Source organism: Rhizobium sp. P2_G2, from assembly GCF_056403555.1.
Window position 1 is genome coordinate 46946 of the sequence record NZ_JBFUFF010000021.1, and the last position, 13331, is coordinate 60276.

General features: G+C 62.2%; 14 protein-coding genes. 8 read left to right on the forward strand and 6 right to left on the reverse strand.

The window, feature by feature from the left end; genetic code table 11:
* Positions 1 to 100: 100 nt before the first annotated feature.
* Positions 101 to 1189 carry a recombinase RecA gene (recA, locus tag AC1D06_RS17160; RefSeq protein ID WP_477878037.1) on the reverse strand — a complete coding sequence of 363 codons (1089 nt, stop codon included), beginning with the start codon at positions 1187 to 1189 and terminating at the stop codon, positions 101 to 103.
* 233 nt (positions 1190 to 1422) lie between these two features.
* On the opposite strand from recA, the gene AC1D06_RS17165 reads away from it, so the two are divergent.
* Positions 1423 to 2364 (forward strand): carbohydrate kinase family protein, encoded by a 942-nt coding sequence (locus AC1D06_RS17165; protein ID WP_477878036.1) that lies wholly within the window; start codon positions 1423 to 1425, stop codon positions 2362 to 2364.
* Positions 2365 to 2397: 33 nt separating this feature from the next.
* A complete protein-coding gene (locus tag AC1D06_RS17170; protein ID WP_477987141.1) occupies positions 2398 to 3330 on the forward strand; it encodes a pseudouridine-5'-phosphate glycosidase in 933 nt (310 codons plus the stop codon).
* A gap of 10 nt (positions 3331 to 3340) precedes the next feature.
* Here AC1D06_RS17170 and AC1D06_RS17175 read toward each other — a convergent pair whose 3' ends face one another.
* The 3 genes from AC1D06_RS17175 to cckA form a co-directional block, all read right to left on the reverse strand.
* On the reverse strand, positions 3341 to 3625 hold the full coding sequence (locus AC1D06_RS17175; protein ID WP_477987142.1) for a ribbon-helix-helix domain-containing protein: 285 nt from the start codon (positions 3623 to 3625) through the stop codon (positions 3341 to 3343).
* Between the two features lie 103 nt (positions 3626 to 3728).
* Positions 3729 to 4286, reverse strand: coding sequence for a DUF924 family protein (locus AC1D06_RS17180; protein ID WP_477878033.1), 558 nt, complete (start codon positions 4284 to 4286; stop codon positions 3729 to 3731).
* Positions 4287 to 4419: 133 nt separating this feature from the next.
* The gene (cckA, locus tag AC1D06_RS17185; RefSeq protein WP_477987144.1) at positions 4420 to 7011 is read right to left on the reverse strand and encodes a cell cycle histidine kinase CckA; all 2592 of its coding nucleotides are present in this window, start codon (positions 7009 to 7011) and stop codon (positions 4420 to 4422) included.
* 286 nt (positions 7012 to 7297) lie between these two features.
* On the opposite strand from cckA, the gene AC1D06_RS17190 reads away from it, so the two are divergent.
* From AC1D06_RS17190 to AC1D06_RS17210, 5 genes are all read left to right on the forward strand, one after another.
* Positions 7298 to 9229 carry a hypothetical protein gene (locus AC1D06_RS17190; protein WP_477987145.1) on the forward strand — a complete coding sequence of 644 codons (1932 nt, stop codon included), beginning with the start codon at positions 7298 to 7300 and terminating at the stop codon, positions 9227 to 9229.
* 16 nt (positions 9230 to 9245) lie between these two features.
* Positions 9246 to 10238, forward strand: a complete 993-nt coding sequence (locus AC1D06_RS17195) for a sugar phosphate isomerase/epimerase family protein (protein ID WP_477987146.1) — start codon at positions 9246 to 9248, stop codon at positions 10236 to 10238.
* A 3-nt stretch (positions 10239 to 10241) separates the two neighbouring features.
* Positions 10242 to 11156 (forward strand): ribokinase, encoded by a 915-nt coding sequence (locus AC1D06_RS17200; protein ID WP_477987148.1) that lies wholly within the window; start codon positions 10242 to 10244, stop codon positions 11154 to 11156.
* An 85-nt stretch (positions 11157 to 11241) separates the two neighbouring features.
* Positions 11242 to 11664, forward strand: coding sequence for a DUF6455 family protein (locus tag AC1D06_RS17205; RefSeq protein ID WP_477878028.1), 423 nt, complete (start codon positions 11242 to 11244; stop codon positions 11662 to 11664).
* Positions 11665 to 11787: 123 nt separating this feature from the next.
* Entirely contained in the window at positions 11788 to 11973 is a 186-nt protein-coding gene (locus AC1D06_RS17210; RefSeq protein ID WP_477878027.1) for a hypothetical protein, read from the forward strand.
* On the opposite strand, the gene AC1D06_RS17215 is transcribed toward AC1D06_RS17210, so the two are convergent.
* Positions 11974 to 12405: a CoA-binding protein gene (locus AC1D06_RS17215; protein WP_477987150.1), complete on the reverse strand. Its 432-nt coding sequence runs from the start codon at positions 12403 to 12405 to the stop codon at positions 11974 to 11976. It abuts the gene before it with no gap.
* 92 nt (positions 12406 to 12497) lie between these two features.
* Here AC1D06_RS17215 and AC1D06_RS17220 point away from each other — a divergent pair, with 92 nt between their 5' ends.
* Entirely contained in the window at positions 12498 to 12818 is a 321-nt protein-coding gene (locus AC1D06_RS17220) for a hypothetical protein (protein WP_477878025.1), read from the forward strand.
* On the opposite strand, the gene AC1D06_RS17225 is transcribed toward AC1D06_RS17220, so the two are convergent.
* Entirely contained in the window at positions 12807 to 13238 is a 432-nt protein-coding gene (locus AC1D06_RS17225; protein WP_477878024.1) for a VOC family protein, read from the reverse strand. The two genes, AC1D06_RS17220 and AC1D06_RS17225, sit on opposite strands and share 12 nt — an antisense overlap.
* Positions 13239 to 13331 lie beyond the last annotated feature (93 nt).

Here is a 13331-nt window from a genome sequence, read left to right on the forward strand (position 1 = left end):
TTGTATCGCCCGCCCCTGCCGATGTCCAGAAAAACAAAGCCCGGCGCCTGCAATCCGCAAGGCGCCGGGCCGGATCGGAAAATCCGACGATATCTACGGATCAGGCTTCCAGCGCCTCGTCGTCGTCACCCGCCTCGGGACCACCATTCTGCAGGAAGCGGTCGGCGATCAGGCCGGCATTCTGGCGTAGCGACAATTCGATTTCGCGGGCGAGATCCGGATTGTCGCGCAGGAAAAGTTTTGCGTTCTCGCGGCCCTGGCCGAGGCGCTGGCTGTTGTAGGAGAACCAGGCGCCGGATTTTTCAACGATGCCGGCTTTGACGCCGAGGTCGACCAGTTCGCCGGTCTTGGAAACGCCTTCACCATACATGATGTCGAATTCGACCTGCTTGAAGGGCGGCGCCATCTTGTTCTTGACGACCTTCACGCGGGTCTGGTTGCCGACCACTTCATCGCGCTCCTTGACCGAACCGATGCGGCGAATGTCGAGACGAACGGAGGCATAGAATTTCAGCGCGTTGCCGCCGGTGGTGGTTTCCGGCGACCCGAACATGACACCGATCTTCATGCGGATCTGGTTGATGAAGATCACCATGCAGTTCGACTTCGAGATCGAGGCCGTGAGCTTGCGCAATGCCTGGCTCATCAGGCGGGCCTGCAAGCCCGGAAGGCTGTCGCCCATCTCGCCTTCGATTTCAGCCCGTGGCGTCAGCGCCGCTACCGAGTCGATGACCAGCACGTCGATAGCGCCGGAGCGGACCAGCGTATCGGTGATTTCAAGCGCCTGCTCGCCGGTATCCGGCTGCGAGATCAGCAGGTTTTCAAGATCGACGCCGAGCTTGCGCGCATAGACCGGATCAAGCGCATGTTCAGCGTCGACAAAGGCACAGATGCCGCCCTTTTTCTGGGCTTCGGCAACGGTCTGCAGCGCCAGCGTGGTCTTGCCCGAGCTTTCCGGCCCGAAAATCTCGATGATGCGGCCCTTTGGCAGGCCACCGACGCCAAGCGCGATATCGAGACCAAGCGAGCCGGTGGGAACGGTCTCGATCTCGACGACATTCTCGTTCGAACCGAGCCGCATGATCGAACCCTTGCCGAACGCGCGTTCGATCTGGGAAAGTGCCGCATCCAGGGCTTTGCTCTTGTCCACCGCTTTTTCCTCAACGAGTCGCAACGTGTTCTGGGCCATTCGATCCACCTTTAAGTTATCCGCGCCATTGAAGCAATCTGTTCTGCTGGAGTTATTCGTACCCTATTTGTTCTCATTCTGCAAGTGGCGCGCAACCAATTGATCCGGAATATTTTTTCGACTTTCGTTCTATTTTTGTTTTCGTGTTTGTTTCCAAAGGCTTCGAGCGCTCGCGGCTTGCTTCTCATGCCGGAAAGCCGTTAAGGTGAGTCGATTGTAACAAGGCCTTCCGCATGACCTCCATCCTCGTCCTGGGCGGCGCCCATATCGACCGGCGCGGCCGGATCTCCGGCGATACCGCCCCCGGCGCCTCCAATCCCGGAGCATGGAAGGAGGAGGCCGGCGGTGGCGGCTTCAATGCCGCCCGCAATCTCGCCCGGCTCGGACATAGGGTGACGTTGATTTCGCCGCGCGGCGGCGATGCGGAGGGTGAAGCCGTCAGTATCGCGGCAGAGGCTGCGGGCGTCATCGATCGACCGTTCACCTTCCTCGATCGGCGGACGCCGACCTATACCGCCATCTTGGAGCGCGACGGCAATCTGGTGATCGCGCTGGCGGACATGGAGCTTTACCGGCTCTTCGTGCCGCGCCGGCTGCAGGTGCGGCAGGTGCGAGACCAGATCGATGCCGCCGATTTTCTGCTGACCGATGCCAATCTGCCGGCAGAGACCCTCGCCACGGTTGGACGAGCGGCCAGGGAGCACGGCAAGCCGCTGGCCGGCATCGGTATTTCGCCGCCGAAAGTGGTGCGCTATGCTGGCCTGCTCGGTCTGTTTGACTATCTGTTCATCAACGAGGCGGAGGCGCGGGCGCTGACGGGGGAAGAGGTCGGCGATTTCCGCCGCTGGCCGGCCATCCTGCGCAAGGCGGGGCTCAAGGCGGGCGTGATCACCCGCGGCCAGCGCGAAGTGATCGCCTGGCAGGGCGAACAGGCCGCGACGCTGCTGCCGCCGACGCTGGAGGCGATCGGCGACGTGACCGGGGCCGGCGATGGTTTTGCCGCAGGCTTCCTGCACGCCGTGTTCGAGGGCCGGCCGCTTGGAGATGCTGTTTCGATGGGGGCTGCGTCGGCGCGACTGGCGCTCGCCAGCGAAATGGCGGTGGCCGAGACGTTAAGCCGCGAACTCTTGATGGACACGCTCGCCCTTGTGCCGACGGCGGAAATAGTGTTGTAAGCCGTCATCCAACGACCAGCCCAGGACGCCGCCATGAACAGCCACGCCACGCCGAATTTCCCGGTTTCCTATTCCACCGAAGTGGCTGAGGCGAAGGCTGCAGGCGAGGCGATCGTGGCGCTGGAATCGACGATCATCACCCATGGCATGCCCTATCCCGGCAATCTCCAGATGGCACGCAGCGTCGAAAGCATCATCCGGGCCGAGGGCGCGGTGCCGGCGACGATTGCCGTCCTCAACGGTGTGCTGCATGTCGGCCTGGAAGACACCCAGCTTGAGCAGCTGGCGCGGACGCCGGATGCGATGAAACTGTCTCGCGCCGATCTCGCCTTTGCCATTTCCGAGGGCCGGACGGGTGCGACGACGGTGGCGGCGACGATGATTGCTGCGGCGCGCGCCGGCATCCATGTGTTCGCCACCGGCGGCATCGGCGGCGTACACCGCAAAGCCGAGGAAACATTCGACATTTCCGCCGATCTTGAAGAGCTCGCGCGCACGGCGGTGATCGTCGTCTGTGCTGGCGCCAAGGCGATCCTCGATATTCCGAAGACGCTGGAAGTGCTGGAAACCAAGGGCGTGCCCGTGGTCACCATGGGCCAGGACGAGTTCCCGGCTTTCTGGTCGCGCAATTCGGGGCTGAAAAGCCCGCTTCGGCTCGATAGCCCGTCCGCGATCGCGCGCTTCCAGCACAAGCGCGACGAATTCGGCATCAATGGCGGCATGCTGATCGGCAATCCGGTGCCGGAAGCCGACGAAATCGCGCGCGACGAGATGGACATCTATATCGAGCGGGCACTGGACAATGCCGAGGAAGACGAGATCACTGGCAAGGCCGTGACGCCYTACCTGCTCAACAGCATCTTCCACCTAACGGGCGGACGGAGCCTCGCGACCAATATTGCGCTGGTGGAGAATAATGCACGCGTGGCAGCAAGAATCGCGGTGGCGCTGCTGCATCGGGATTGAGAGACGCGCTTTACCGCGTCAGCTCCCGGTCAATGGCATCCATCATTGTCTCAACATCTCGCCATGCTTCATCGAGGGGCTTGGCGCGGGTGGGATCGGCCTTGTAGGTGTCGTAAGCGGCGGCGACTTCCGTGCGAAGCCAGTGTTCGACGGCATTCTCGCGCTTTTGCAGAGCACACAAGCCTTCCTGTAAAACCTTGCTTTCAGAAACAAAGTCGCCCCTGGCAACACGCGACTTCACCATATTCGCCATCTCTAACGGCAAGGTGATGCTCATTCGCGGAGTCGAGCGCATGTTTGTACTCCCTGTTTCTCCCCATCCTTACAACATTGGATAGGATCTGCAGCTTCTTGGAGAACGCAGTTTCGGCAAATGCAGCAAAGGCGATTGCGGCCGCTCAAAACCCCTCGTGGGTCTTCAAAAACTCTTCTTCATCATCGCTGTTTCTCCGCCCCAACACCTTGTTCCGATGCGGAAAACGGCCGAAGCGGGCGATGATGTCGTGGTGCTCGATGGCATATTTCAGATTCTCGTCGTCTTTCATCCGACGATGGAGCTGGACGCATTCGACCTGGTCGAGAAGGTCCTCGCTGTGCATCAGCGGCAGGTAGAAAAAGCTGCGCTCCTTGGCGCTTCGCTGCCGGTCGAGATGCCTGTCGATCGCGGTCCGGCTGACGGCGCGCGCCATTTCGTCACTCTCGAAAGCACGCGGCGTGCCGCGGAACATGTTGCGCGGGAACTGGTCGAACAGAATCACTAGCGCGAGCGCCGTCTCGCCGCTTTGCAGCCAATCGGACAATTCCCCTGCCCGCGCCAGCTCATAGAGATCCCCAAAGCGCTGCCTGATCTGCTGGTCGAGCGCCGGATTGACGCGGAACCAATCCGGTTCGACCGTCTCGGAAAACCAGAAATCGAGAATCTGTCGGGCTGAAACGATATCCAGCGGCTCAGACATGCGCGATCCCCCCTCGCAATGCTTACCGTACCAAGCAGACTTTCGTTGGCAAGGCCAACGATTCATCGCTTGAAGCCTTTTGTTTGTCGCAGGTTCCTGTCGGAAAACCGCGGAACACTTTTCCGAAACCTGCTCAGCTATCGAGCACTTCCCGCACTGTGGTCGCCAATTGCTTGAGCGAGAAAGGCTTTGGCAGGAAGCCGAATTTCGACCCTTCGGGGAGATTCCGAGCAAAGGCATCTTCTGCAAAGCCCGAAACGAAGATGAATTTCATATCCGGATAGCGCTTGCGGATTTCGCCGAGCAGCGTCGGGCCGTCCATTTCGGGCATGACCACGTCGGAGACGACCACGTCGATCTGGCCGTCGAGCTCTTCGAGGATGTCGAGTGCCTCGACGCCGGAGCCGGCTTCGTGGACGGTGTAGCCGCGGGTTTCGAGCATGCGCTTGCCGCCGCGGCGCACGGCGTCCTCGTCCTCGACGAGAAGCACGACCGCCGACTTGCCGGTCAGGTCGACATCGTCGGTCGCGGCCGAGGCGGCACGCTGCTGCTCGGCAGCGGTCTTGGAGGCATTGTCACTATCCGCCGTGCTCTCGTGCGCCACATGGCGCGGCAGGAAGATGTGGAAGGTCGTGCCCTTGCCGACTTCCGATTCCGGGAAGATATAGCCACCCGATTGCTTGATGATGCCATAGACCATGGAGAGGCCGAGACCGGTCCCCTTGCCGACTTCCTTGGTGGTGAAGAAGGGCTCGAAGATCTTGTCCATGATCTCGGGCGGGATGCCGGTGCCGTTGTCGGCAATATCGATCAGGACGAAGTCTTCAGCCGTCAGCCCGCGGAAATTCATTGCACCCGCATCGGCGGCCGGCACGTTGCGGGTGCGGATCGTAAGCGTGCCGCCCTCCGGCATGGCATCGCGGGCGTTGACGGCGAGGTTGACCATCACTTGTTCAAACTGGGAAATGTCGGTCCTGACCGGCCAGAGGTCACGGCCATATTCGACCTCGAGCTTGACCTTGGTACCGGAGAACAGCCGGGTGACCAGCATCTGCAGGTCGCCGATCGCGTCGGTCAGGTTGATGATCGCCGGCCGCAGCGTCTGCTTGCGTGAGAAGGCCAGCAATTGCCGCACAAGCACTGCGGCACGATTGGCGTTGCGCTTGATCTCCATGAGATCGGCGAAACTCGAATCCGATTGCCGGGCCTGCAACAGCAGATGGTCGGAGGAGAGCAGGATCGCGGTCAGCACATTGTTGAAGTCATGGGCRATGCCGCCGGCMAGCGTGCCTACGGCATTCATCTTCTGGGTCTGCGCCATCTGCGTCTCGAACGCCTTCTGCTGCGTCGTCTCGACGGCATAGACGATGGCAGCCTCCTCCGGCGCCTCATCGGACTGGTCGATGACGGCGTTGACGTAGAAGCGGAAATGGCGGCCTTCGTCGGTCGGATGGCGCGCCTCGACCGGCTCGATGTCGACCTTGTCGCCCTTGGCAGCGTCCAGCGCTGTCTGCAGGCGCTCGCGATCGGAGTCCGGCACGATGGCAAACAGCGAGTTGGAACCGTCCTCACGTTGCGTCAGCCCGGCAAACAGTTTCAGGAACTGCGTGTTGGTGCGCAATATACGACCGTCACCGTCGACCGAGGCGATCGCCATCGGCGTGTTGTTGAAGAAGCGGTTGAAGCGCATATTGGCCGAGGAGTCGTCCTCATGGCCGGCTTCCTCGTGGCTGCGCTGCATGACGATGGTGCGGCTTTCACCCGGCGCGCCATCCCGGCTCGCAGACACACGGTGGACGAGCCGCACAGGCAGGCTCTGGCCGCTCGCCTTGCGGAAATCGACATCGAGCGTTTCGGTGCGGACCTGGCCGGGCTCCGGATGAATGGTTTCGAGCCGCGTCAGTCCCTCGCCGGCGCAGATGTCGCCGATCTTCAGCGCGCCCGGTTCGAATTTGGTCAGGTCGACGCCGAGCCAGTCGGCCAGCGTCGCGTTGATATAGAAAATCTCGCCCTTGCGGCCGGCGGAGAAGAAGCCGGCAGGGGCGTGGTCGAGGTAATCGATGGCGTTCTGCAATTCACGGAAGAACTGTTCCTGCTCGTCACGCTCGGCCGTAATGTCGGCCACCTGCCAGAGGAAGAAGGGGCCGCCGGGCTCGTCCTCCACCCTCACCGGCCGGGCACGCAGCCGGTACCACCAGGCGGAACTGACTGCATCGCTCTGGCCGAGCGGCCGCGGCAGGCGGAATTCCTCGTGGCCGGCCTTGCCTTCCATCAGGCCATTGGTCAGCCGGTAGACGGCTTCGGTCGATTCGCGGTTGCGCGACAACAGGTGCTCGATCGACAGCGCGCCAGCGGCCGAATCGGCACCGGTCAGCCGGCCATAGGCGGCATTGGCATAGACGACCCGGCCCTTGCGGTCGGTGATCAGCACACCGTCGGGGCTGGAATTGAGGATTGCGCGAGACACCAGATCGCTGCGGTTCTGCGGCATGACCTCGACGAAGCCGATGATCGCCGAGACGATGAAGAAGATGCCAGCCATGGCGAAGACGCCGAGCATACCGAGCACCATTTCATTGTCGAGCCGTTCCCGGAAAACGACGAAGGCGGCGGCGGTGGCGATCAGGACCAGTGCCAGCAGAATCAGGCGCAACACTGTTCCCGGCCGCTGAGAGTTTTCAACCATGGGCTTGTAAAAGTCGGTCGCCTCGTTTGGTCTGGTCATCCGGTCCTCTGATACGCACCATGACAACACAATCGTCCATGGCAGGGTCCACGACTCATCCTTACCAAGTTGGCGCCCCGGCAAAAAGCGGTTCAGCCGATGATTCACCGTTGAATCGGCCTAAATAGCCCGCGGACGACGTCGAGCCCGCGTGGGGAAAACCAGCGAATTCGCTTGCCAAGCCGAAAAAATGCCGTCAATGACAGGTATTCGTTACCCTTTTTGGGCCGGAAAGCGCGGCAAGACGCGTCGGCTTCCGGCCGAATGCTACCGGAAAGGACAGGCCATGCTCGACGGATTGGCTCCGGATCTCGCCCCTCGCCTTCTCTATGCCATTGGTGGCGTCGCCATCGCCTTTCTCGTGCTCATTGCCGTGCTGCTGTTTCTGCGCCGCCGCAATGCGCCACTGTTCGTCAAGGGCGGCCGGGCGCGCGAACATCGGCTGCTGGTCATGGACGCGGCGGCGGTGGACGCCAAGCGCCGGCTGGTGCTGATCAAGCGCGACGATATGGAGCACCTGATCATGATCGGCGGGCCGACGGATATCGTCATCGAGACCGGCATTGGCGGCCCGCGTGAGGCCAAACCGGCAGCCGAAAGACCAGCGATTGCGGAGCGGCCCGCAGCCGCCGAGCGAGCAGCAACCGCCGAGCGGCCCGCAGCGGCGGTCGAGCGACCGGCAGCAGCCGCTCAGCGCCCACAGCCCGTCTTGACACAGAAGGCGCCTGCAGCGCCTGCGCAACGTCCTGCCGAGGCCTCGGCTACTGCAGCGGCAGCAGCCACTGCGGCCCAGGCTGAGGCACGGCGTGACAGGCAGGCGCGCGACGAAGATGCCGAACGTCAGCAACGCCGCGCCGAGCGTCAGGCAGCACGTGCCGCGGAGGCTGGCAAGGACGACACCGCGACGAAGGGAGAAGTCGTTCCGCTTCGTCCCATCGAAGCTGCAGCCAACCGCGCCGATGAAGCCGAGCGCAATCAGCGACGTGCCGAGCGTCAGGCCCAGCGAGCGGCGGAGACCGCCAAGAATGGCGATGCACAAAGTGCGGCGACCCGTGAAGACGATGCCGAACGCAACCAAAGGCGGGCCGAGCGACAGGCGCTGCGTGCCGCGGAGGCAGCGAAAAACGGCGCCAGCCCTGACACAGCAGGTGCGGTCGTGGCCGGTGCGAATGCCGCGGCGGCAATAACCACCGATCCAGCCAAGGCACCCCAAACCGAAGCGGCGGCGCAGTCAACGGCTGCGGTGCATGCTGAAAATGTCCTAGATCAGGCCAGAGACCGCGTGCTCGCCAGCCCGCCAAGCCGCAACACCGCCATGCCCAGCAGCGACGATATGATCCGCGCATTGGAAGAACAGCTGGAGGCCGGCAAGGCCGAGGCGGCGGCTAAAATCGAGGCGGCCCGCGCCGAGGCGGCGCGACAGGAAGCGGAGCGCACCGCAGAGGCCAAGGCGGCCGCAGAACAGCAAGCCCGGGTCGAGGCTGAACGTGCCGCCCAGCAGGCGAAGGTCGAAGCTGAACGTGCCGAAGCCGCGCGCCAGCAGGCTGAGCGTGCGGAAGCACAGCGGCTTGAAGCCGATCGGGCGGAGCAAGCCCGGATGGAGGCACACCGGACCGAGATGGAGCGGCAGAGGGCCGAACAGGCGCAGGCTGAACGACAGAGGGCGGAGCAGGAAGCCGAAGCGGAGCGTGCCGAAACCGCACGCCAGGAAGCCGAGCGGCTTGCCGCGGCGCGCGCGGAAGCGATGGCGCGTTTCGAAGCCGCCCGCCGCGCCCAGGCCGAGCAGCGCCAGGCGCTGCAATCGGCGTCGCTGCAGTCCGCCCAGGAACCGTTGCAGCAGAACGACGCGGAGCAGCAGCCGCTCATCCGGCAGCCGCAATGGCCAATCGTCGAGCCACCCGTCGCCGAACTGGCCGAGGAGGCCCGGCATGTGGAGACCGTCCTGGACGACTCCGCCGGACTGAAGACACAGGAGCGGCTGGCAAGCGATTTCGAAAAACTGCTCGAAGCGGAACTCGAAGCCGACGGCGTATTGGATCACTACCCAGCACCAAGTGTGACGCCCGAACCGCGCGACGGTTTTAGCACGCCCTCGGTCGATCCGGTCCGCCGCGACACCCAGCCGATCACCGGGGCGGTGCCCGGACTGTCGATCGAGCAGGATATGGCGCGCCGCCTGGGTGAGATCAGTCTGAACAAGAAAAACGACGCTTTGTGACCGGCAGCCAGACCCGATGCGCAGATTGCCCAGGACTTTCGCAGCCCGGCTGAACGCGTTCAAGATGGACGCGGCGACCTATTGGCCGGGCCGCAATCGGGTCACCACTCTTGACCTCTTGGAACGTGCCGCGACAGTCGAAGGGCTCAACGCCGCCGACCTCAACTATCCGGACCATTTTGCCGATAGCGCGCCAGCTGACCTCAAGAGCCGTATGGACGACCTCGGGCTGACGCTAAACGGCGGCGCGATGCGCTATTACACCGATCCCGGCTTCAAGCTCGGCGCCTTTACCCATCCCGACGCCAAGATCCGGCAGGCGGCGATCGATATTACCAAGCGAGGCATCGATGCGGTGCGTGGCATGGGCGCCAACCTGATGACATTGTGGATGGGCCAGGATGGTTTCGACTATGCCCTCCAGGGCGACTACAAGCGGATGTGGGACGATACGATCGCAGCCCTGAGAGCCGTCGCCGATCACGATTCCGGCTGTGACATCGCCATCGAATATAAGCCCAACGAACCGCGTTCCTATGCGCTGATGCCGGATATCGGCACGACGCTGCTGGCGATCCGCGAGACCGGAGCAGACAACCTCGGCGTCACGCTCGATTTCTGCCATGTGCTGTTCGCCGACGAGATGCCGGCGCATTCCGCACATCTGGCGGCGCGTCATTCGCGCATTCTCGGCGTCCATCTCAACGACGGCTACGGCAAGCGCGACGACGGATTGATGATCGGAACCGTGCATCCGGTGCAGACGATCGAGCTTCTCATCGAACTGATGAAATCCGGCTATGACCGGGCGATCTATTTCGACACTTTCCCGGACCATGGTGGCCTCGACCCGGTCGAGGAATGCCGGACCAACATTCTCGCCGCCGAACGGCTGATGACAATCGCTGAACGGCTTGCCGAAAATACCGCACTGATGCAGGCTATCGAAAAACAGGACGCGGCGATCAGCCAGCGCATCATTCTCGAGGAAGTCTACAGAGGGAGCTGATGCATGGCGAAGACGATCTTGGTGGCCGGATCGCTGCACTATGATGTCGTTGTCAATGCCGAGCGCCTGCCCTATCTCGACGAGACGTTGTTCGGCTCCAAGGTTGGCTATGTCCCCGGCGGCAAAGGCCGCAATCAGGCCGTCGCCGCGGCGCAGAACGGCGCGAAGACGTTCATGGCGGGCCGGGTTGGCAAAGACGCCGCAGGCGACTTTGTCAAAGCGGATCTCGTGGCGCAGGGCATCGATACCTCGCTGTTGCAGGTTGATCCGCGCGCGGCGAGCGGCATGAGCGTGGCCGTGGTCATGCCGTCGGGTGAATATGGGGCGGTGGTGGTGTCGGGCAGCAACCAGGCGTTTGTGGCCGATCACCTCGGTATTCCCGCGGACACTGCAATCCTGCTGCTGCAGAATGAGATCACCGATGCGGCCAATATCGCCGTGGCGGAGAAGGCGCGGGCTGCAGGTACACGCGTGATCCTCAACGCCGCCCCTGCCCGGCCGCTATTAGACGACCTGGCAAGCCTCGTCGACATCCTTGTCGTCAACCGTGGCGAAGCTGCCGTGTTGACCGGTGAGCCTGTAGGAGATGTGAAAAGTGCTGTCGCTGCTGCGGCAGCACTTTGCGAGCGGGTGCCGAACGTCGTCATCACGCTCGGAGGCGATGGGGTGGTCCACATGCGGGCCGGCGGCCGCGCCGAATATCAGCCGGCCTTCCGTGCCACGGTGGTATCGGCGCATGGCGCCGGCGATTTCTTCATCGGCGCGCTTGCCAACCAGTTGGCCTCCGGCTCTGCATTCGAGGCGGCGATCCATTATGCGCAGGCAGCAGGCGCGATCTATGTGTCGACCGAAGTCGACAAGCGTGCCGGCATAAGACCGCTCCACATTCGCGCCCGGCTGGGCGAGGACGATCAATGATCGGCCGCAAGAGCYGTTGATCGAGATCAAGGCCAGGCGCCGGACGAGTGGCAGACTCCCCTGTGATTTCACGGAGGTCCTGGCCATGACGACATCGCTCTCGGCACAAAGCATTATTTCGGCTCTCACCGCCTGGTGGCAGAACCGCAAAGAGGCCAACCACGCATTGGAGGAAATCAGCAACCTCAGCGCAGATGACCTCGCCGAAGTGGCCGCCGATTGCGGCGTCAGCAGCTATGACCTGATCGCCATCATCAAGGCTGGTCGGCATGCCGCCGACGAATTGGGAGAGATGATGAAGGCGCTCAACATCGATCCCGACGCGGCGGACAGAACCGAGCGCCACTTCTTCCACGATATGATGGCGGTCTGCGCCCAATGCGGCGCCAAGGGCGACTGCCGCCATGACCTGCGCCACGGCCGGGCGGCGGAACGCTATGCCCATTATTGCCCGAATGCAGAACAGCTCGACGAACTGCGCACAGCGCCGGCCGTGCGCGTGGGATGAGCGTCATTCACCGACCGGGTGCGGAGGCTACGGGGGTGTTGAAATCACACCGCCGTGATTGATTAGAATCAATGCATGCAACCATCAGCTTTGCTACGCTTCCGGGAAATAAGGGGTATTTCCATGAGCATTGCAAAGCTGGCACAAAACGTCGTTTCACGGCTGGTGGACTGGTGGCGGGATCGCGAAGACGAGCGCTTGGACGAACTCGTCGACCAGGACTTTCGGCATGTCAGCGACGAAGCCGCAGAATCCGGCGTCACCGCCTATCAACTCGTCGGCAGGGCGCGCAGCAGCAGGAACGGGTGATCACGCCGCCATAACCCGCGGGTACTCGATCGCCGGGCAGCGGTCCATGATCACCGTCATACCTTTCGCTTCCGCCTTTTCGGCGGCGGCGTCGTTGCGCACGCTGAGCTGGCCCCAGAGAACCTTCGGCAGCGTCTTCATAGCCAGGACGTCGTCGACGACCACCGGCAGCTGATTGGCGGCGCGAAAGATGTCGACCATGTCGACCGGTTCGTCGATATCGGCAAGCCGCGCCACGACTGGCTGTCCGTGGATTTCCTGGCCGGCATGGCCCGGATTGACCGGAATCACATGATAGCCCTTGCTCAACAGGAAGCGCATGACGCCATAGCTCGGCCGGGACGGATTGGCCGAGGCGCCGATCACGGCGATCGTCCTGACGGATTTCAGGATGTCGCGGATCAAACCGGGCGCATAATTGTCGTGTGTCATGGACGGCTCCTTGCCACTTGCGGGCGGTGCATATATTTTCTTATCGGGACTCTCAGATTCACATAATGATTAGGATTCCGGGAGGAAAGTGGATGACGAAATTTATCATCGTGGCGATGCTGGCGCTTTCGGCAACCTCGACATCGGCGATTTCCCGTTATACCGCGCTTGACCACAGCTGCGGCGACATCCAATCGATTATCGACCAGCAAGGTGCGGCGATCTTCCGCTATCCCTCGCCGCGCAAGAACGGGTTGACGCTCTACGATCGCTATGTGCGCAACGACATGTTCTGCGCCTCGCACCAGGTGACGGAGCGCGTGCTCATTCCATCGCGCGACAACGACCGCTGCCCGGTGCGCCACTGCGTCACCGGCGATTGCGACGATTTCGGCGGCTGCCTACTCCGGTAGGCGCACATGCCCTTCGGCATCGAGCGGGAAGAACGGATTGTAGGCCACTTCCCAGAGATGCCCGTCGGGGTCGGCGAAATAACCGGAATAGCCGCCCCAGAAGACCTTTTCCGGCTTCTTGACCTCGGTCGCGCCGCAGGCAATGGCGAATTTGTAGACCGCATCGACACCGCGCTCGCTGGAGACATTATGGGCGAGCGTGATGCCCGAAAATCCCTTGGCTGTATTCTCGACATGCGCATCCTCGGCGAGCGATTGACGCGAAAATAGCCCGAGCACCGTGCCTTTCAACTGGATGAAGGTGACCGCCTCCTGGCTTGCCGGCGATTTCGTCCAGCCAAGCTTTTCATAGAAGGCAGTGGCGCGATCGATGTCGTCAACACCGAGTGTGATCAATGAAATGCGACGGTCCAACGACACGGCGACCTCTTAAATCTCTTAATGTTTATTTTTTGTTCTTTTTTTGTACCTCATCCATCGAAATGAATCAATGCTGAAATCAAATCCATTGAT